This window comes from Rhodanobacter sp. DHG33 (assembly GCF_014843005.1).
Taxonomy (GTDB): Bacteria; Pseudomonadota; Gammaproteobacteria; order Xanthomonadales; family Rhodanobacteraceae; genus Rhodanobacter_A.
Genome location: NZ_JACYXM010000009.1, coordinates 1 through 18,848, shown reverse-complemented (window position 1 = coordinate 18,848; position 18,848 = coordinate 1). Strand labels below are relative to the sequence as shown.

18 protein-coding genes are annotated in these 18,848 nt (G+C 59.1%); 2 read left to right on the top strand and 16 right to left on the bottom strand.

Annotated features, from left to right (window positions below):
• The first annotated feature begins 36 nt into the window (after nt 1-36).
• Nucleotides 37-516 (top strand): tRNA adenosine(34) deaminase TadA, encoded by a 480-nt coding sequence (tadA, locus tag IHE46_RS15450; protein WP_192165587.1) that lies wholly within the window; start codon nt 37-39, stop codon nt 514-516.
• 423 nt (nt 517-939) lie between these two features.
• Here the strand turns inward: tadA and IHE46_RS15445 are convergent, their stop codons facing one another.
• The 4 genes from IHE46_RS15445 to IHE46_RS15425 all read right to left on the bottom strand — a co-directional run bounded on the left by IHE46_RS15445 (nt 940) and on the right by IHE46_RS15425 (nt 4,946).
• Complete coding sequence (locus IHE46_RS15445) at nt 940-1,242, bottom strand: hypothetical protein (protein WP_192165585.1); 303 nt, start codon at nt 1,240-1,242, stop codon at nt 940-942.
• Nucleotides 1,243-1,330: 88 nt separating this feature from the next.
• Nucleotides 1,331-1,651 carry an SEC-C metal-binding domain-containing protein gene (locus IHE46_RS15440; protein ID WP_192165584.1) on the bottom strand — a complete coding sequence of 107 codons (321 nt, stop codon included), beginning with the start codon at nt 1,649-1,651 and terminating at the stop codon, nt 1,331-1,333.
• A 1,847-nt stretch (nt 1,652-3,498) separates the two neighbouring features.
• The gene (locus IHE46_RS15430; protein ID WP_192165580.1) at nt 3,499-4,014 is read right to left on the bottom strand and encodes a hypothetical protein; all 516 of its coding nucleotides are present in this window, start codon (nt 4,012-4,014) and stop codon (nt 3,499-3,501) included.
• Nucleotides 4,015-4,052: 38 nt separating this feature from the next.
• Nucleotides 4,053-4,946 carry a DNA-binding protein gene (locus IHE46_RS15425; protein WP_192165578.1) on the bottom strand — a complete coding sequence of 298 codons (894 nt, stop codon included), beginning with the start codon at nt 4,944-4,946 and terminating at the stop codon, nt 4,053-4,055.
• A gap of 104 nt (nt 4,947-5,050) precedes the next feature.
• Here IHE46_RS15425 and IHE46_RS15420 point away from each other — a divergent pair, with 104 nt between their 5' ends.
• The gene (locus tag IHE46_RS15420) at nt 5,051-6,136 is read left to right on the top strand and encodes a site-specific integrase (RefSeq protein ID WP_192165576.1); all 1,086 of its coding nucleotides are present in this window, start codon (nt 5,051-5,053) and stop codon (nt 6,134-6,136) included.
• Nucleotides 6,137-6,144: 8 nt separating this feature from the next.
• On the opposite strand, the gene IHE46_RS15415 is transcribed toward IHE46_RS15420, so the two are convergent.
• From IHE46_RS15415 to IHE46_RS15360, 12 genes are all read right to left on the bottom strand, one after another.
• Complete coding sequence (locus IHE46_RS15415; protein ID WP_192165574.1) at nt 6,145-6,741, bottom strand: DUF6527 family protein; 597 nt, start codon at nt 6,739-6,741, stop codon at nt 6,145-6,147.
• Nucleotides 6,738-8,366, bottom strand: a complete 1,629-nt coding sequence (locus tag IHE46_RS15410) for a phosphotransferase (RefSeq protein ID WP_192165572.1) — start codon at nt 8,364-8,366, stop codon at nt 6,738-6,740. Before IHE46_RS15410 ends, IHE46_RS15415 begins: the two co-directional genes overlap by 4 nt.
• A 1-nt stretch (nt 8,367) precedes the next feature.
• The gene (locus IHE46_RS15405) at nt 8,368-9,705 is read right to left on the bottom strand and encodes a ThiF family adenylyltransferase (RefSeq protein WP_192165570.1); all 1,338 of its coding nucleotides are present in this window, start codon (nt 9,703-9,705) and stop codon (nt 8,368-8,370) included.
• Nucleotides 9,702-10,103: an E2/UBC family protein gene (locus IHE46_RS15400; protein ID WP_192165567.1), complete on the bottom strand. Its 402-nt coding sequence runs from the start codon at nt 10,101-10,103 to the stop codon at nt 9,702-9,704. The genes IHE46_RS15405 and IHE46_RS15400 overlap by 4 nt, the downstream gene beginning before the upstream one ends.
• Nucleotides 10,103-10,348: a multiubiquitin domain-containing protein gene (locus tag IHE46_RS15395; protein WP_192165565.1), complete on the bottom strand. Its 246-nt coding sequence runs from the start codon at nt 10,346-10,348 to the stop codon at nt 10,103-10,105. The genes IHE46_RS15400 and IHE46_RS15395 overlap by 1 nt, the downstream gene beginning before the upstream one ends.
• A 50-nt stretch (nt 10,349-10,398) precedes the next feature.
• Complete coding sequence (locus IHE46_RS15390) at nt 10,399-11,298, bottom strand: WYL domain-containing protein (protein ID WP_192165563.1); 900 nt, start codon at nt 11,296-11,298, stop codon at nt 10,399-10,401.
• Nucleotides 11,299-12,057: 759 nt separating this feature from the next.
• Nucleotides 12,058-12,486, bottom strand: coding sequence for a DUF4279 domain-containing protein (locus tag IHE46_RS15385; RefSeq protein ID WP_192165561.1), 429 nt, complete (start codon nt 12,484-12,486; stop codon nt 12,058-12,060).
• A 576-nt stretch (nt 12,487-13,062) separates the two neighbouring features.
• On the bottom strand, nt 13,063-13,737 hold the full coding sequence (locus IHE46_RS15380) for a hypothetical protein (RefSeq protein WP_192165559.1): 675 nt from the start codon (nt 13,735-13,737) through the stop codon (nt 13,063-13,065).
• Nucleotides 13,738-13,965: 228 nt separating this feature from the next.
• Nucleotides 13,966-14,220 (bottom strand): hypothetical protein, encoded by a 255-nt coding sequence (locus IHE46_RS15375; RefSeq protein ID WP_192165557.1) that lies wholly within the window; start codon nt 14,218-14,220, stop codon nt 13,966-13,968.
• A 281-nt stretch (nt 14,221-14,501) separates the two neighbouring features.
• On the bottom strand, nt 14,502-14,909 hold the full coding sequence (locus tag IHE46_RS15370) for a hypothetical protein (protein ID WP_192165555.1): 408 nt from the start codon (nt 14,907-14,909) through the stop codon (nt 14,502-14,504).
• Nucleotides 14,906-15,889 carry an RHS repeat-associated core domain-containing protein gene (locus IHE46_RS15365; RefSeq protein WP_192165553.1) on the bottom strand — a complete coding sequence of 328 codons (984 nt, stop codon included), beginning with the start codon at nt 15,887-15,889 and terminating at the stop codon, nt 14,906-14,908. The genes IHE46_RS15370 and IHE46_RS15365 overlap by 4 nt, the downstream gene beginning before the upstream one ends.
• Nucleotides 15,890-15,920: 31 nt before the next feature.
• Nucleotides 15,921-18,848: fibronectin type III domain-containing protein (locus IHE46_RS15360; protein ID WP_343230043.1), on the bottom strand; the 2,928-nt coding region annotated here is incomplete at its 5' end.

The window sequence follows — 18,848 nt, the reverse complement described above, 5'->3', positions numbered from 1 at the left end:
CGCCGGCTTTCTCGTGATCGTTTACCGTTTGCCGACATGACCGAAGAAACCCGCCAGCCTTTTACCGCCAAAGACGAGGCGCACATGCGCCGCGCGCTACAGCTCGCCGCGCATGCCCGCGATGCCGAGAACGAGGTGCCGGTAGGCGCGGTGCTGGTGCTGGGCGGTGAGATCATCGGACTGGGCTGGAACCGCAATATCACCTTGCACGACCCTACCGCCCATGCCGAAGTGATGGCGTTGCGCGCCGCGGGCGAAAAACTCGCCAATCACCGGGTTGTTGGGGCCACTTTATACGTGACGCTGGAACCATGCTCGATGTGCGCGATGGCCCTGATCCACGCGCGCATCGGCCGCGTGGTGTACGCGGCGACCGACCCCAAGACCGGCGCCGCCGGCAGCATGTTCGACACCCTGATCGACTCGCGCCACAACCACCGACTCGAAGTGCAAGGCGGCCTGCTGGCCGAGGAGTCGTCCGCCATGCTGCGGGAGTTCTTCAAGGCGCGACGTTGATTCTTGAATATATCGTGCTGGTGCTTCTGGACGGCAAAAGCTAGCCAATTCCCGGATTGCATGTCGCCTGGTCATTTGCTTGCACTCCATCGGTCATCAGGATCTGCTTTACTTTGCAGATCAGGAAGCTGGGGGGCGGAACGATGATCGAGCGTCTTTTTCGACCGCGTAGACAACGGCGTGCGCGCAAACGTAGAGTGATGTACTGGCAGGTTTGGTCAGGCCGGCACCACTACGCGGCAGCAGTGTCTTTATCTATGGTCACGCTGCTTCTGTATGTATATATGCTCCATGCTTGGGGCTAGATACAACGAATCGCGGAGGATGGTCGTCGACACCGTAGCTTTACGGCCAAACTGAATGCGCAGGACAGTAAAATGGCACCACATAATTTCGCATAATGTATAGCTCCCGCCGGTTTTCCTAGCCATTTGCAACCTCCGCCGAGACGGGATTATCAACGGCATTATCTCCGGCATGCAAACTGTTCATCTTCGGACGTAATGAAGCGGGTTTTCTACCCCGAGTAGACGGGGTCCGCTGCGCAGCTTTTGTCAAACACTCGGTGACCCGCTCGATGCGGTCCAGCACGTAGTCCTTGACCTCCCCATAGCCTTCCAAGTCCGCCTGACTATCGCTCTCCGGCCCGATCCGATTGAGCATGTCCAAGATGTTCTGCCACGCGTGCAGGATGCGCTCCTGCTGCCGCCGTTCCTCTGCTTTCATGAGATGATTCCTTGGGGCTTAGCCCCGGTTGGTTCCTGCCAATCGCCGCCCCCGGACCTCCGCCAAGACGTCCCGGGGGCGGCACCTTTCACGATGCCCCGTGGCACCACTTCCATTTCTTGCCGCTGCCGCACGGGCAGGGTGCATAGACCCCCTGCGCCGGTTCCACGTACCGCACCGGTCGCGCCGACGGCACTGCCACGGCCTTCGCCACCTGGGCGGGCTTGGAAGGCTGGCGATCCGGTTCAGGCGCAGGCCCGGGCTGTGGCTCCGCTCCACGCCGCCGTGCATCGAGGTAATCCCGCAGCGCCACGGCGCACAGCGCATTGAGAGACAGGCCAAGGCTGGCCGCGTAGGCATCGGCCTCGGCCTTCAGCGCATCGGGGATACGGAGCGTCGTCGAACCCATCAGGAATGCCCTCCCGGGAGTGTGAGGTTTAGGCCCGTATTACTTTCCGGGCCCCGGACGTCACACGCTCCCGAGGCCCCCGTTGGGGCCTTCTGATCCGTCACAAACTCGGGATTCTGACGCCAGACTGATAGCATACTGCCATCACGCGGAGATGTGCACGCGGAGGCCAATACAGTCGCCAGACCGCGCCACTGTGCCATTTCCGCACCCGTGAGACAACCATGGCGGCCCTCAACGCCTTCCAGGTCGATCACATCGCGGGCAGATCCCGCCGCCGGCGGGCGGCCAAGCCGCTCCCCGGCGGCGGCGTGATCCCCCCGCTCTACCTGGTGAAGTTGGAAGGCGTCAGAGAAACCGACCCGCTCGAGGACACGCCCGAGGGCAAGGAAAGCGGTCAGCTGGGGAATGGCTTCGATTGGAGGGGAGGGCAAAGCTTCGGTGACGACCCTGGCCTCCCAGACTTCGGGTTGAAGCGTCACGGCCTGCGGCCTCGCAGGGGCCAAGGCCCCCACACCCCCAGCCGTGCGACGCTCGTAGTCCTCCTGCCAGAGACGGGCCTGCGCGTAGACCACGGTCCAGTTGGCCAGACGGAGCGGCTGAAAGGTGTAGCCACTGGGGCTCACCAACTCGCCAGTGCGGCCGTTGACCATCCAGCCAGCCCAACCATCGTGCAGCGCGCCCAGGTCGCCCAAGCGCCGCAGGCGCAGCAGTCGCACCACCGACCACGGCACCCGGCACCGGCCGGCGTCCCAATGCTGCACCGTCCGCAGTGAGACGCCGAGGAACTTGGCGCACGCTTGAGGACTGAGGAAGCAGGTACGCCGAAGCTCCCGGAAGCCCTCAGGGGAGAGGTACCAAGCGCGCACGCGACGGCGCCTAGCCTTGGCCCTTGGTGCACCCTTTATTTCGCATAATGTATATTATGTAAAATCATCACAGGCTATTCCGGTGAGCTGGCATGGCTGTCGTCCCCCAGAGGTCTAGAAACTAAATTTGCTACTTTCTGTTAAGTAAAAGAGCAAATTTAACGGTAGCTTAGCACTCCACGAAACCTTGGAGATTTAGTTGAATCTGTGCCCTTCGGACTTGCGAGGCACGCGTGGCCCATCCGCGTCCCGTCTGGCGTCACGTCCACATAAGGCATCCCGGCGCAGACTTCTGAGTTATGGCAGTTACGCTCACTCCTCCATTCCCCATCGATCTCGTAGTGGTTTTCGAGGGGAAAGTTGGTCGCCCCTGGGTTCGGTGCAAGATCAACGACTACAACGGAATGGTCGAGGATTGCAAAATGTGCTGGTCCCCTTCCTGGGGCTCGACGCCGCCGCCCGAGGACGCATGGCAGTTCCGCAGCCTTGGCTGAAATGGTGTTGCACGCATGGATTTGTCCCCAGCCAATGCGCTAACTCTCCACAATTAGTGCGGATAACCGTCCTCATGTTGCAACCGCTGCGCTCATAGATGGTCAGTGTACGAGGCGATTCCGTCGGATAATCATCTGACAAAAAGTTAGGCACCTCCTTAGCGTGGCCAATTGTGCAGCAGCCTGCTGCACAATTGGTCAGCAGCCCGCTGACCAATTGGTCAAAGGGTTATTGACCAAATCGGTGGCGGTCGCGCGAGCTTCCGAGATGGCATTGCGGTCGACCGTGAGGACGGCGTGGGCAAAGGCGTCCCCTTCGGACAGCGCCAAGCGCCAGATCTCGGCGAAGGCCTGGGCGCCACATGACCCGGTAAGTCCAGAAGCAGCGCGTGGCCCTTCAAGCGTTGCGCCAGTTGCTCCCACCAATGTTCCAGCAGCTGGCCGACGCGCGCGAGGAAGTAACGCCTACAGTTGCAATTACCCCTTAGCTGTCCGGATGGTCGTTTGGTTGCCAGTCTTCGGGGGTGATATCGCCTGCTGCGCGATACAATGGCCGGCGGTAGCTGTCGAACAGGAACCGCATACGTGATGCGTCTCGACCGACGAATAGCCATAGGAATTTCCGGTCGAATTGAGATTTGGATCGGAATGGATAGGTTGGCCCATCCTGTGTGTCGTCGCCGAAGACGTCGAAACCACGCAGGATCAGTAGTGCCTGCAGCGAGCCGTTGCCGCTAGCGGCCACTCCGCTTCCCCAGCCGTCGAGCCGCGCCGTAACGGCGCCCAATCGCTCGGCAGGTGCTGGCCGCAAATCGATAACCTCGACCGGAAGGCCCTGTACGGCAGCGACTTGCGTCATGGCATCGACAATCGCCTGCTCCGCCTCGTCCGAGGGACAGACCACGCGTGCCGGCGTCCCCAACAGGGGTGTCAGACGATGGATGAAGCCCCCGGCAAGCCGCTCTGCGATGGCCTTGAGCGTCAGTGTCGCGGCGGTCATACGTAGTCCCCGCGGTAGCTCATGATCGTTGATGATCCTCACTTTAGCTTTTTGGTCTTGGCGGCCCCCGGAGGCCGAGCTGATCGTGGAGTTCGCTTCACCTTCGTGCTGGCCGTAGTCTTGGCTAGCGAAGTCTCAAGTACGGAGATCTGCCCCGAGAGGCGCGCTACCTCTTTCTCAGCCTTCTGTAGCTGCTTGAGTGATGCCACGGATCGCACTTCGAGCGCGCGGATGGCGTCACGATGGCTTCGTTCGGCCGCTTCCAGACGTTGTTGTGACTGCTTTGCTTCTTGCCGAGCGCGATCGACTTCCTGGTGAGCCCGATCCTCGACCGTACGAAGGTGCGCAGCGGTGCGTTCCCGTTCTTGTTCTGCAACGGCTAGCCTGGCTGTGCGTTCCGCCTGGAGCGCATCAAGCTCACTGGCTTGTCGATCAGCCAAAGTCTGCAAGCGATCCCGCTGCAGAACCAAATCTTCCCGCAAGGCGTGGCTGTCGCGGAGCTGGCTGTCTAGGTTGGCGCAAGCGTGTTCAGCCAGCTCTTGGCGCGTTCTAGCTTGAGCGACGGTGGTCTCGGCGTCAGCCAATGTCGCCGTCCAGCGCGTCCGTTCCTCAGCGAGACGCGTTTCGTTCGCCAAAAGGGCGGCCCGATCGGTGGCCATCCGAGCCTGGAGGAGGCGTTCGGCGTGCGCGACGGCCAGCTGCCACAGCGTGGTCATCGCCTGCCCCACCTCCGGTGGGAGGTCCGGAAGGTGCAACACTTTCTGCAGGCGCTCCGCTAGGCCACTGCGCCACATGTCCAGCATCCGCGTGACGGTGTTCGGCGACCCGGTGCCCAAGGCGGCCCGCACTTTTTCTACGGTCGGTTTGTCGCCGGCGGCGACGAGCGTGTCGGCGGCGGTGTTGACCTGCTCCTGGGTGATGCCGGTGCGCATGGAACGGTCTCCTCGATCGGCGCCCTGCCCGCTTGGTTTCGTACTCGCGATAAGTGATGATTATCGTGGGTAGATGCCCTGTTTCGTAGTATACATTACATAATATGAAAGATATTTCCCCAGTCCCGGCCCTCGCCCAGCCGGCCTCCAGCCTGACATTGCCGGAGCAACTGGCCCAGCAGGCCGCCGACGCGGTCCGCGAACTGCTCGCCGAAGCGGCCGCAACCAACACCACGCGTAGCTACGCCAGCGCCCTGCGCTACTGGGCGGGCTGGCACGCGGCGCGCTACGGCATCGAGCTGAGCCTGCCGGTTGCCGAAGCCACCGTGCTGCAGTTCGTGGTCGACCACGTGGTGCGGCGCTCGGCCGAGGGCGAACTGACGTGGGAACTGCCGCTGGCCGTCGATCAAGCGCTGGTGGCTGCCGGCCTCAAGGCCAAGCTGGGCTCGTGGACGCTAGCGACTGTGCGCCATCGGGTCGCGGTGCTATCGACGGCGCACCGGCTCAAGCAGTTGCCGAACCCGTGCGAACAACCGGCGATCCGCACGGTGTTGAGTCGCGCCGCGCGCGCGTCGGTAAAACGCGGCGAGCGGCCGCGCAAAAAGACCGCAATCACCCTGGCCGAGCTGGAGGCGATGCTGGCCACCTGCGATGACAGCCTGGAAGGCATCCGCGACCGCGCCCTGCTCTGCTTCGGTTTCGCCAGCGGCGGCCGCCGGCGCAGCGAGATCGCTGCGGCCGATCTACGCGACCTGCGCCGGATCGGCCCGCAGGGTTTCATTTATCGCCTCGAGCACAGCAAGACCCAGCAGACCGGCGTTACTGCGACCTCGACACCAGACAAGCCAATCCTCGATCGGGCGGCTCAAGCATTGGAGGCTTGGCTAGCGGCGGCCGGCATTACTGAAGGTGCGATGTTTCGGCGGCTGTGGAAGGAACGCGTGGGCCGTGCCCTGTCGCCCGCCGCGGTGGGCGAGATCGTGCAGCGACGGGCACGACTCGCAAGGTTGGAGGGGAATTTTGGGGGACACAGTTTGCGCTCCGGCTTCGTGACCGAAGCCAGTCGCCAGGGTGTGCCGCTGCCAGCGATCATGGCGATGACGGAGCACCGGGCAGTATCGAGTGTGATGGGGTACTTCCAATCTGGAGGTGCTACCGAAAACCCAGCGGCACGCTTACTTGAAGATTGAGAGCTGAGTTAAGCCTTGCGAGAAAAACCCTTGAGCCCAACGGCGGTGATAGTACGACGTTTGAAGCGACCGTGTTCATCCCCCGCGTGTTCGATCGCAAGGCCCTCGTGAACCAGATGACGGCACGCATCCAAGACGTCCCACGGCACCTCTCCCATCGTGTCCGCAATCGACACGTAAGACACAAAATCACGAGCCGGCAGCAACGGATACACCTGACTGGCCAAGCCCGCGATCTCCTCGCGGCGTCCCAACGACCGAAGGCGGGCGTGTCGTCCGCCGAACAGCAGAATACGACTGCGCCATACGATGAAGTGCGCCTCACAACCGGTGTCACGCCACACGGATGGATAAAGACTGATCCCATGCCGGTGGCTTCGATAGAGTCGCCAAGCCGGACCGGCTTGACGATCCAGGTTGATCGGAATCTCCTCGCCACAACCGCACGGGCACATCAACAACAGCCAGCGTGGCCGCCCCCGTTCGATCAAGACCGCTTCACCAGGGTGATGCAGAAGACCCGAGGCATCGCCCCGCGACGGCACCGTGCTCTTCAACTGGAAAGGCAGTTCACTCGACATCGGTGCGACGTTCCCGATCTTCATTTAAGGCTTCGAAGGATCTGTTGCCCAAGCACATAAGCCCCGGCGCGGAGGATCGCACGTTTCCGATCGGACGGTTCAGCGCTGTCTTCGAAAGAATGGCTGTTGCACGCTTTCTTGAGTAGTGTCAGCGCCAGCACTGTTGCATATTGGCCTGGCTGACATTCAAATTGCTTGGCGTGGATGCGAATTTGCCTTACGCAATCGTAAAACCAACGCGAAGCATCGCTGGGATGGCACGATTCAATCCAGTCCACGAGCGCCGCCTTCTGGTACAGCGGTGCAATGGATGCCAGCCAGTCTTTTGGCGAACGGGTATCTTTGACAAAGCCATCGACCAGCAACCCACCCTCAAGGCACGCGGCGTCATACACCAGCGGCATGTTGGCCTGGATGTCGTTGAAATCGATGATGATCGCATCGGTATTGCGCACCAACACATTGGTGGCATTGAGATCGCCGTGAATGGTCCCGATGCGAGTAGGTTTGTGGTCCTGAGCCTTGAAGATATTTTCCAAGTCGGTCAGCGACATGTCGCCGCCTAGCCGCTGGATTTCCAGGAGGCGCTTTGGAGGGATTGTGGTCGGAAATATGATTTTCGTCTGATAACGACCGTCAAAGTAGTCGGCAACTGATCGCGCCTCATCCTTCATGGCGGCGTGATGCCACGGTCGGAGCGTCTTGTTGAACAAATTCGAAAGAGCCACGGCAGCAAAACCAGTCGTGGCGTATTCTCGCAAGGAGACGGCATCTTGAATTAAATCGCCAACCAAGATGCCATCACGGGCCCCCAACGCACAGCGGGTATCATCAAGGTGTGGGGCCAAATGAAAAGGGACAAAGTCCAGTCCCTCCTCGTGGTATTTGATGTACTCCGACACGATGGATCGGCGGGCATCCAATTTGACGAAATGGATCAAGGGCCAAGAGCCCGGCGTTGCCGCTGACGGTTCCGAAAAGGCCCGGAAGACCTTGGCACCAGATAAACCATCTGCCATCTGTACCAGACGAACCTTGGTGCAGTCGCTAAAGGCACGTCGAACCAACGTCTCTCGGCTTGGTGGCAGTTGGGTAACAGCACCGGCAATGTCAACGGCGACGACTTGTAAGAGTGGGGCTGGCGCGTCACCGGCAGCGTTTTTGGCGATCAGCTGCGCGATGTCATCCCACCCCAATGCCAAGTCACAAATATAAACGAACGGCGCGAATGGCATCCCGTCGCTTCGTTCCAAGGGGTTTTGAAGATTGCGTGCTTCGTCTTTCGTTACCCATCCGACGGGAAGCACGCACTCATCCACCGCGTTGATGACGATGGTGCGAGCCATTGCCTGAAGTTCTTTTTGACGATTTACTCGAACATAGATACGGCAGTCGTGATCTAGTAGGACGTCTGCGTATTTTTCCAAGAAAGCTTTCAGATCGGAACCGCCACCGGTGGTCACCGTAAACACCACTGCACCGATTGATGCGATGACGGCTGCCGATGTCAGATCGGTTTGCTCGGTCGAAAGAAGTTGAGCGTATCCCCGAGTCGTGAAGCTCCGTGCATCGTTGTCCGACGGTTGTTCGCCGCCAAAGACGATTGTTCCCCTGGCAGGCAAGAGCGAACGGAACTCCGAAATCGCCATCCTAGTCGCCCCTTGCGTACAGTCTCAGCGCATCCCCGCGGGCGTAGGTACCTCGATAGGAGCAGATATAGCAGTTAGGATGCGCCGCCGCATGAAGCCGACGCAGCGACGAATTTTTGCCGTTATACAGAAGGTAGCGGCCGTCACTCGGAATCCCGGCTACGACCGCCATAAACATCGTGGTGGCCAGCGAGACCACCGTGCCATTGATCGAGATTACCGCCGGTGCGGGCTCGTGGGCACCCACGATATACGGATCGAGGGTACGTTCGGCCTCGCTCATCATGTCGCGTCGCACTTGCTCGGGATCCAGCAAGCTACTGCAGGTCAAGCAGGCCTGCCCTGGGGTCAGCAACTGGACTCGCCCAAAGATACCGGTTACCTCGCCCCTTGATGCGGTGATGGTGCTTCCCATGTCAATGCAAGGAAGCAGATATTGGTACGCGATCTGTTGCAGGACGGCGCGACTACCGTGGGAGTCTGTGCAGCCAAAGAGGAAGTCTGCGTCGAAGAGCGCGCGCGCGTGGCGCTCATGCGTGATGTCGCCCTCAACCACTGTGATATGCGAATCAGGGGCAAAGGTGCGAATGCCTCGTGCGGCCACCTTGGCTTTGTTCACGCCAAGATCGCCGTGGTTGGCACCCACGACCCGGTTGAGATTGGAAAGCTCGATGACATCCGGGTCAATGAGAATGAACTTCTTCACGCCCAGATGCATCAGTTGCTCGACCAAAAGGGAACCCGTCCCTCCCAGCCCCACAATGCCAACGCAGAGCGCCTCGATCGCGTGTTGCCCTTGTGTACCGAAGGCACGAACTTGCCGATCAAATTGCGCATTCATCGCGCGATGATCGCGGATGGGATCAAACAAAACCGTTCGTTGCGTGCCGAGACCGATGACGCGAATCCCCTCCCCGGCCCCCAACACACGGGCGCGAAGGCCGCCCTTGCTCACCACGAGCGCCGCGTGAAGTCTCCCTGGTGTTCGATGAGCAAGGAAGGTCGCCATGTGCGCCTCGCCCGCATCATCGGTGGTCGAGAAATGCGGGAAGGCCTCTCCAGGGTGGCTGTGCACGAAGATCAGCGAAAGCTGTTCGGTCTTGGCCTTTTTGCTCACACGGGCCACGACTGCCGGAACGAGTTCGGCTTCCGTGGTGTCGCGAAGGCTGTAGTCATCATCATCGGGTATCAGCATCTCCCGAACCAGAAGCCGGACCGAGCCATCGTGTTTCTCGGCCTGTGAAGCAAAGAAGATTACGCAGCGCTCGGTGCTGCCATCTTGGAAAAGCGCACGCTGCATGAGCTCGAAATGGCTTTCGCTGAGCGTGATCTCGTTCATCGCGCTGGACTCAACCGCTGCCGGATGACCTCGAAGAACGTCAACAGAGAATCTTGGTTGGGATCCCACCCTTGCAGATGCCAAGAGAACCAAGTCGTGCGACGGCCAGGCTGCGTGTCGCCCGGTATCGGGTTCGCGTCGTTGCTGTTTTGGGGCGTCCCGCCATCGGCAAGACGCAAGCCCGCCGGTTCGACCCAAAAACAATCGGGCTTGGCCGCCGGGTAGCCGGGCGGTGCCACAAAGTGCACCGTAACTTTTTGCTGATTCCACCCCAGGGCAAGGGGAAAATCGGCAATGGAGATCAATTGGCTGCCGTTGGGGAGTGCCAAGCGCGAAGCTTGAGCGTGGTGCTTGCGAAGGCACTCGTTACTTAAGACTTCGAACTGTTGCTCGATCATTAGGCACCAAACGTGGCAGGCGGAACCGCGAAGAAATGCTTGTCACGACCTTCCAGGCTCACACTATCGCCATCTGAAATGGCGCGATCCGGTTGATCACCCTCCTCTTCGAGGAAGAGTTGATACGTTGGCGATACGTCCGCAATCGCTTTGATTTCAGCACCGGTCAGCGTGGCTTTCTCGGTGTGATACTTTTTGGCGTCCACGAAAAATTCGTACTCTTTCTTGTGCTCGTTGCCGTTCATGTGTGTTCGCTCCAGTTCAAGGACATTGAATGAATAGACGACTACCGCAATTACCGCTTGTGAGCTTCAACGATTAACCAGCTCAGTTCATCCTTGTTAGCCAACTCGATCGGCTGGCCATCTTGCAACTCATGTTCATTTGTGAGGTGAAGCTGCCGAAGGAAGTAGAAGACGAGCGCCTGACGCATGGGTACGTGCAGTTCGCCATTGGTCATTCCAAAATCGATTTCTACCGCACGCTGCTGCGCCGGTGAGAGGGTCTTCTTGGGACGCAGGATCACCGTGTTGTAAGTATTCCACTTCACATCCGTGTGATCCGCTAGATGGGTTGGGCGTGTCTGATAGATTGTTTGGATGCGCGAAAAAACGAAGTCTCGGAACTCTTCGCGGCTGTAACACCATGCCCGTGCGTGCCAGCGCATGCCATCGAAAGCAATGGCATGCGGTGCAATCCAACGACGCGTCGAAGCGGGCTGCCGCATCGACTGATACTCCAGCTCAATGTCTTGTCGGTAGCGAATGGCTTGGTTGATACCGGTCAGAGTACTTGCTTGGATGGAGCGAACGGGAAAGGCCACGACATCCGTCGGGGGTAGCCATCCTAGAAAAGAGCTCGACAGAGGCAACGTACCTATGGTGACGCCAAGTAACGGATCGAGAAACGACTGCGCATTCGATGATGTGAGAATGGGCGTAAAAGCCGTGGCTGCGCGATAGACCTTTTCGCTACGGTCGTACTCAAGATTGCCAAGGGCCAATTCGGTATAGCGAGCAATATCTAAGGAGGCTTGCTGGATGGATATTCCAAAGAACTCCACCAACTCGGAACGATTGATGCGACCATCCCAATAAAGGCGGTAGTCAATGAATTCCAAACGACGCTCTTGACCCCAGCGGCCAATCTTTAAGTCCTTTCGCGGCGCACGCTCAAGGAACGACGGATTTGACATGCATCGCCTCCAGATGAGACGTGTTTATATACGTATAGTAATGCGACGCACCGGACATGTCAAGGTGATCCGGCGACGCTGTCGACCCGCCAGGGCTGATGCAACTGACTGGAGCGTCAGTGCGCCAAAGCACAGTATGGAAGCGTCCGCTAATGGGGGCGACTCCCCTTACCCCCGATAACAGTCCCTAATCGATCTGGCGTAGCCAAACACTCATGGGTAGACCACGGCCGCTTTGTCAGGTTTGGTATTGGGGTGAGCATATGGCCTAGGCGGGTCGTACCTTCCGGACTGACCAGATCCACAGAAGAGGTCAAGCCGATTCGCTCGACCGAAGCAGGCGACCGACTGCTGAAAGGTATCGTCCGCCGCCTCGACGGCATTGAGGCCGAGCTCCGGGACAAGCCTGCCGGTTATCGTGCGCATCACCTGCGGCGACCTCGTGCTGCGGACGATATTGCTGCCGAAGCTCACGCCTCTGCTCCGTGAATGCCCGGACGGTCAGATCGAGTTCGACGTCAACTACGGTTTCTGCGACACAGTCGCCTACCACTTCGACGCCAGCGTGCGCCTGGGGTCAGCGCCATTGCCAGGATTCAAGGCGGGACAGGCGGTTCGACCACCTTGCTCCTTTACGCAACGAAGCCACCTCGGGTACGGAAATATCGGTAGGGCTACCGCTCTAGAGCATGCGTAGATGCTCCTCGGTTCGCCGAGAGCACCAATCCAGATGTGGCATTCATGCACCCTAGAGTTCGGCTAGTTTTCTTCAATTTCTGAATTTGATCCGTAAACATCAAGCGCCAAGTCAATTCCCAACTCTCCGAGTTTTGCCATTAAATCATAAGGTAAAACCTCCCCGGAGTTTCCCGAAGAAAACCAGCCTACAAAGATCTCAATGCGATCACCGCATCTGCGAATGCTATTAAATAGATCTTTATGACAAAAAAGTGAGTTTGTTGTACGGTCAAGCACTTCATGCAAGCCATCTTTAGGGTGACTTGCGATGTCAAATAAGCAGTAACTCTCATCGTAAACGCTGTTTAGAATCGCCCCTTTTGGCGTAGTCCGCCTTTCTCCCATTTTATGCTCGTACGTCGCCTTAATGCCCAACTGAGTACTCAGCTCATGAGGATCGAACGATTTACCAAAAAATCGTAAGGATGTTCTGAATTTAAATGTATTCATCAGTTTCCACCTGGCAAATAGTCACCTTTGGATCCGTTATTCACTGCATTACCCTCGCTATCCCCCGTGATCACGTCACCATTTGGTGCAATGCCCGTCCAATCTTTAGGGCCCGCTCCAACACCCCCTTGATGATGTGAACATCTTCCTTGCTTAGGCCGGGATATTTATCAATTGGCAATGTGCCAGGAGGCGCTCCTTTGGGTTTTGACCCTTTAATGGGCGTCGCCGCATGCACTAACGGAGAAATTGGACGGCCATCACAAGTTAAAGTCCCATAACACCCTTGCTTTCCATAGATCGCATCATGAAATCCGTTGGCATCCGTTAAAAATAGACCCACGCCCGTCACAGCTCTCAGTAGGAAAAGAGACGGCCCAGGAATATTTATTGCGCCAGGATAACTTCTTGACAACGTCGCAGTTACCACAACAGCTGGCAAAGGCGTAGAGGTTTTAGGTGGCGTTGGTTGTTGAGGTGACGTATTCGGCGCATTTGGAGGACAAGGCTTCTCAACTTGCCTCAGCCCCTCTGTTGAACTGCCACAATCATCCATCCCATCAGGATCGATGTTGGCTATCGGGTTATTGCTCGCGTACCCGTCCCGCGACCGCTGGTGCTCCAGCTCGTCGCACTGCTGGATTGCTTCGTGGTCCAGCCAGCACCGTTGGCGTTCTCCTGCAGGTTGTAGCTCGAGGCCGTCGCCACCGAGCCCCAGCTCACGGTGTAACTGCCGTTGCTGCTGCTTGCCGGCACGCTCAGGCTCGGCGCGCTGCCCGGCGGCAACAGGACGTTGGTGCTGCCGGTACCACTCCACGGCCCGCAACCGCTCGCGTTGCACGCCTGCACGCGGTAGCCGTAGGTGCCGGTGGCCTGGCCGCTGGCGCCCCAGCTCGTGGCACTGCCGCTATAGGCCGTGCTCCAGGTGCTGCCGCCGTTGCTGCTCATCTGCAGGGTGTAGCTGGTGGCCGTGGCCACGCTGCCCCAACTCACGGTGTAACTGCCGGTGGTGCTGCTCGCCGGCACGGTAAGCGTGGGTGCACTGGCCGGCGGATGGGTCACCACCAGCGTGCCACCGGTGGCCCAGGCCGTGCACACGGAGTTCCCGCCGGTGTTGTTGCAGGCCTGCACCTGGTAGGTGTAGCTGCCGTTGGCCAGCCCGGTCAGGGCCGCGCTGGTGGCCGTGCCGCTGTACGCCGTCGTCCAGGTGCTGCCGCCGTTGCTGCTCTGCTGCAGGGTGTAACCCGTCACGGGCGATGCAGCGTTGGGCACCGGCTCGGGCGCACCGCGCGCCGCGCGCCGCACCGCGAGCAAAGCGGGCGCTAAGGTCGCGGCGCAGGTCTTCCAGCCCTTGGCTCTTGCCTCTGAGCAGCTCGTTGAGCCGAGCCAGCAAGATCGTTCTGACGAAGAAGCGCTGGGCAATCTCGGCATTGAATAGCCGGTCACGGTTGAACAAAACGTGGAATGGTCAACACCCTGCTAATCAAGACAAACGTCCGTAACAGCCGCCCCTCCTCCTCGCCACCATGAAACATCTAACGGTTTGCTTGCATCAAATTCTGCATCTGGTACCCAAGTAACCGCGCTTCCCAATACGCCTACATTCAACAAATCCATCAAGTTATTTTTCGCCAACCTTGGTGCCGCAATAGCGTATTTGTAAAGCACGCCCACCACACTTAATGCATGATCCAATTCCAATAAAATTTTCCTATCCGCTTCATCGGCAAGCAAGACACGCGCGGATATGTCTTGAGAAAAAATCGTTAGCGCGTATCTTAACAGCACACCCCAGCAATGAATTATTCATCAGTGCGTCTCCAGAACATTAACAACACGGCGACATTTATCACTGATTCACTTCATCGCTAGGCACCCAAGTAATAAAGCCCTCTACCCATGATCTTTCCCTAGTTCATATTCACTGATCGAGAAGCCATCTAGGGCGATCAACAGGCCTGCAGTGATCATCAGCGACGCCAGGAGCGTCCACTTTTATTTCGTCTGAATTTTCATTAGTGCTTGACATTTATCATTGAATATTTAACGTTGGTTATGGAAGAGACGGAAATTTTTCCATTGTGAGGCAGTTTGTGGAAAATGCCTGAAATATCAGCGCTAATGATTTTATCTGCGGTGCCGACATCACCAACTCCATAAACAATTTTATTGACTTCCGACCAATTTGCATCACCATCTCCCTGATCGATGGACAATGAAAAGTCTCGACAGCCCGGATCCCTAAGTGAAGTATTTTCCAAGCCATCACTGTTAATTTGTGCTCGAAAAGAAATAGATTTTCCATCATAATTGTTCTGGTTCGACTTGACCTCGCATAGAGTCACATCGTGAGTCAAGTTGACATGGCGAGCGGGTGCGCACGCAGAGAGCAAGAATGAAATCAATAGAATTAGATATTTCATTGGCATTTCCCATCGCACCAAATGTCTGTACTGGACTGTGCGGCCCGCTCAATTGCATCGCCGTTTAATTGTGCATCACCGATGTTCCATATTCCATATGCGGAACGTACACCTAACCCTTCATTGACATATCCTTGCGATGTATAAGCTTGGCGCTCGTCCTCAAGTTCTTGGGGTCTTTTAATTGTTTCGGGCACGCTGCTACTCATTCCATTGATCCCGTGGCGCCCCTCATGCGCGATTGAGGCGGCAAATTCAATAGCTTTACTCGACCCATCATTACGATCTGGGATGCTATCAATTTTATTTAGATCGAGAGTGATTTTCGCTTTCGCTCTAGTAAAAAATCCAGATTTCTGAGTCAACGTATTTGCAAGCGCGGTTCCCTTAATTGAGGAAAATGCCACCGATACACCATTCTTCACTCCCTCGGCGCCATAGAAACTAATAATTTGTTGAAGGTCTTTTTGCCCGCTAGAACCTGCAGGTAAGCTTGAAGCAGCTTGCGAAATTTCTTGGAGAGCAGTGGCTACTCTTTCGCATTGATCTGTTTTCCCAGTACATACGTAGCGTCCCGAAGGGTCTACATTTCGAATTGGATTGTTGTTTACATAAGCATACCGATTGAAGCTATAAATATTTCCTGCTGCCGGCCTCACCGGGTCCGGACTCAAGAACCTCCCGGTCGGCTGATAGTACCGTGCCTGCATGTATATCAGCCCGGTCTCCGGGTCGTTCACGTGTCCGGTATAGCCCGGCCCATTCGGCGCTGCCCCCAACGAGGCGATCGAGTTGCCGTAGGGCGTGTAGTCATACTTGGCAATGACGTTGCCCGAGGCATCCGCCTTCACCAACGGTGTACCCTGTGGATCGGTATAGACATACGTCACCGTGTCGGTTTGGGCCTGAGCTTGCAGCCCCACACCTAGCCACAAACCGAACAGGCACACAGTGCGGATAACGAGTCGACGAATCTTCATGGTGTGTTCCTTCCTGATCGTCATGGTCGTATCAGTTGCACTTGAGGATCAGGGGTTGGACGCCATTGGACTTGGCCGCCACCGCCGATTCGTTGCAATACACCGTCACGGCCCCCGAGTTCGTCCAACCCGAGCATCCTGACGCATTGCACGCCTGCACTCCGACGACATACGTGCCGGGCACGACGTTCGCCTGGGTGACGCTGGTTCCCGTGCCACTGTAGATCGCCACCACGGCATTCGTTCCAGTGTTGGTGCGTTGGGCGTTGTAACTGGTGGCTCCACTCACCGCAGGCCAGCTCGATACCCATGCTCCACTTGGGTAAGGCACATAGTTCGGCGCCGACGAGACGCCGGTCGGTGCCGCTGGTACCAACGTCACGCTGATGGAAGCAGAGCCACTCCACGGCCCACACCCGCTCGTGTTGCACGCCTGCACCTGGTACGCATAGCTGCCCGTGCCGCGACCGCTGGTGCTCCAGCTCGTCGCACTGCTGGATTGTTTCGTGCTCCAGCCACCGCCGTTGGCGTTCTCCTGCAGGTTGTAGCTCGAGGCCGTCGCCACCGAGCCCCAGCTCACGGTGTAACTGCCGTTGCTGCTGCTTGCCGGCACGCTCAGGCTCGGCGCGCTGCCCGGTGGCAACAGGACATTGATGGTGCCGGTGCCGCTCCACGGCCCGCAGCCGCTCGCATTGCACGCCTGCACACGGTAGCCGTAGGTGCCGGTGGCCTGGCCGCTGGCGCCCCAGCTCGTCGCGCTGGTCGACTGCACCGTGCTCCAGCCACCGCTATCGATACTGAGCTGCAGCGTGTAGCTGGTTGCTGTGCTCACGGTGCCCCAGCTGACGGTGTAGCTGCCGGTGGCACTGCTCGCCGGTACGCTCAGGCTCGGGGCACTGGCCGGCGGCAACAGCACGGTCGTCGTGCCGGTGCTGCTCCAGGCGCCGCACCCGCCCACATTGCAGGCCTCCACGCGGTACACGTAGCTGCCGTTGCCCTGGCCACTGGCACCCCAGCTCGTGGCGCTTCCGCTGGTGGCCGTGCTCCAGCTGCTGCCGCCGTTGCTGCTCATCTGCAGCGTGTAGCTGGTGGCCGTGGCGACACTGCCCCAACTCACGGTGTAACTGCCGGTGGTGCTGCTCGCCGGGACGGTAAGCGTGGGCGCACTGGCGGGCGGCAGGGTGACCACCAGCGTGCCGCCCGTCGCCCAGGCCGTGCACACGGAGTTCCCGCCGGTGTTGTTGCAGGCCTGCACCTGGTAGGTGTAGCTGCCGTTGACCAGCCCAGTCAGGGCTGCACTGGTGGCCGTGCCGCTGTACACCGTCGTCCAGGTGCTGCCGCCGTTGCTGCTCTGCTGCAGGGTGTAACCTGTCACGGGCGAAGCGGCGGTCCAGCTCACCGTGGCGCTACCTGTGCTGCTGCTCGCCGGCACGGTCAAGGTGGGCACCGGAGTGGGCACTACACCGTAGGCCGTGTTCACGCTCACCGCCGTCGAGGTCGCACTCCATCCCGCCGTACCGTAAGCGTCGCTGGATTCCACGTGATAGGTGTAGCTGCCCGTGGTGGTGCCCGGACGGCTGATCGATGTGGCCGTCGTATTGGTGGCAATCGTGGTCCAGGCGCCCCCGTTGAGGCTTTCCTGCACGGTGTAGCCGGTGGCGCCGGTCGCTGCACTCCAGCTCACGGTGTAGGGACCGTTGATCGTGCCCGTGGGCACGGTGACCGTCGGGATGGCCGGCCATACGCCGAGCGTGGCCGAAGTGGTCCAGCCGCTGCAGGTGCTGCTGTTACAGGCCTTGACGTGGTAGAGGTAACTCCCTCCCGCCTTGCCGCTCAAGGCAAACGACGTTCCGCTGGAACTGTAGAGCCGTACCCAGGCTCCACCGTTGTAACTTTCTTCCAGACCGTAGCTGGTCGCACCGAGGACACTGCCCCAGCTCACCGTATAGCTACCCGCATTGGGGTTGGCCGTGAAGCTGATGGCTCCAGGCAGACTCAGCTGCACGTGGTCGTGCTGGGCGACCAGGCGGGTCCCCAGGTAGATGAAGTTGCTGGTGGTGGCTGTGCCCGGAGCGTACTGGTACAGCAGCTGCCCGGCCTGGTTGTAGAAGTAGTACGTCGGCGAGCCGCTGGCCGGTTGCTTCACCACGCGGCGTCCTGCAGCGTCGTAGCTGTAGCTTTCCACGCCCGGGTAATTGGTCAGCTGATGCTTGGCGTCGAAGCTCAGGGTGGCGGTGTTGTTGCCGGTGGTGTCGCCCTGTGGGTTGTAGGTGAAGCTGGCGATCGACGTCGACCCTTGCGTGATGCTCGTCAGCTTGTTGGTGGTGTCGTAGTTGTAGGTGAGCGTTTGCCCCTGCGTCAGGCGCGTGCGCAGGTTGTTGATCGGGTCGTAGGTGTAGCTTTCCGGGCCGCCGGGATAGAGGTTGGCGGCGGTGGCGCTGGTCAGGCGGTTCAGGGCGTCGTAGCCGAAGCTCTTGGTACGCAGGCCGCTGGGGTCGGTCACCGTGGCGATGTTGCCGTCGGCGTCGTAGGCCAGCGCCTCCTGCACGTCCGCCGCACTGCTCGTGCCGTCGCTGAAGTTGCTGGTGAGCAGGCGGGTGTTCTGCTGGGAGGCGTACAGGCGGCCGTTGCCGTAGGTGAAGCCGGCGACCTGGCCGTTGGGGAAATAGCTGATGCCGGTGGCATAACTGCTGACCTGCGTGGCACGCCCCCAGGGGTCCGGCGCGTAGCTCACGCTTTCGCTGGTGCCGGTACCGGCCGGGTAGCTGACGGTGGACCGATGGCCGTAGGCGTCGTAGCCGTAGCCGATGGCCCAGCTAAAACCGCTCACCTGCAGGCTCTCGCCCGTGAGCAAGCCCAGGCTGTTGTAGGCGAAGCCCTGGGTGGCGACACCGGAGACCGCGGTATGCACACGGCCCATCGAGTCGTAGGTGTAGGTGGTGCTCTGCGTGCCGCTGGG

Excerpts from the sequence above, each read along its gene's own strand:
- tadA (WP_192165587.1), top strand. The coding sequence starts at position 37 with ATGACCGAAGAAACCCGCCAGCCTTTTACCGCCAAAGACGAGGCGCAC.
- IHE46_RS15445 (WP_192165585.1), bottom strand. The coding sequence starts at position 1,242 with ATGAAAGCAGAGGAACGGCGGCAGCAGGAGCGCATCCTGCACGCGTGG.
- IHE46_RS15440 (WP_192165584.1), bottom strand. The coding sequence starts at position 1,651 with ATGGGTTCGACGACGCTCCGTATCCCCGATGCGCTGAAGGCCGAGGCC.
- IHE46_RS15430 (WP_192165580.1), bottom strand. The coding sequence starts at position 4,014 with ATGACCGCCGCGACACTGACGCTCAAGGCCATCGCAGAGCGGCTTGCC.
- IHE46_RS15425 (WP_192165578.1), bottom strand. The coding sequence starts at position 4,946 with ATGCGCACCGGCATCACCCAGGAGCAGGTCAACACCGCCGCCGACACG.
- IHE46_RS15420 (WP_192165576.1), top strand. The coding sequence starts at position 5,051 with ATGAAAGATATTTCCCCAGTCCCGGCCCTCGCCCAGCCGGCCTCCAGC.
- IHE46_RS15415 (WP_192165574.1), bottom strand. The coding sequence starts at position 6,741 with ATGAAGATCGGGAACGTCGCACCGATGTCGAGTGAACTGCCTTTCCAG.
- IHE46_RS15410 (WP_192165572.1), bottom strand. The coding sequence starts at position 8,366 with ATGGCGATTTCGGAGTTCCGTTCGCTCTTGCCTGCCAGGGGAACAATC.
- IHE46_RS15405 (WP_192165570.1), bottom strand. The coding sequence starts at position 9,705 with ATGAACGAGATCACGCTCAGCGAAAGCCATTTCGAGCTCATGCAGCGT.
- IHE46_RS15400 (WP_192165567.1), bottom strand. The coding sequence starts at position 10,103 with ATGATCGAGCAACAGTTCGAAGTCTTAAGTAACGAGTGCCTTCGCAAG.
- IHE46_RS15395 (WP_192165565.1), bottom strand. The coding sequence starts at position 10,348 with ATGAACGGCAACGAGCACAAGAAAGAGTACGAATTTTTCGTGGACGCC.
- IHE46_RS15390 (WP_192165563.1), bottom strand. The coding sequence starts at position 11,298 with ATGTCAAATCCGTCGTTCCTTGAGCGTGCGCCGCGAAAGGACTTAAAG.
- IHE46_RS15385 (WP_192165561.1), bottom strand. The coding sequence starts at position 12,486 with ATGAATACATTTAAATTCAGAACATCCTTACGATTTTTTGGTAAATCG.
- IHE46_RS15370 (WP_192165555.1), bottom strand. The coding sequence starts at position 14,909 with ATGAAATATCTAATTCTATTGATTTCATTCTTGCTCTCTGCGTGCGCA.
- IHE46_RS15365 (WP_192165553.1), bottom strand. The coding sequence starts at position 15,889 with ATGAAGATTCGTCGACTCGTTATCCGCACTGTGTGCCTGTTCGGTTTG.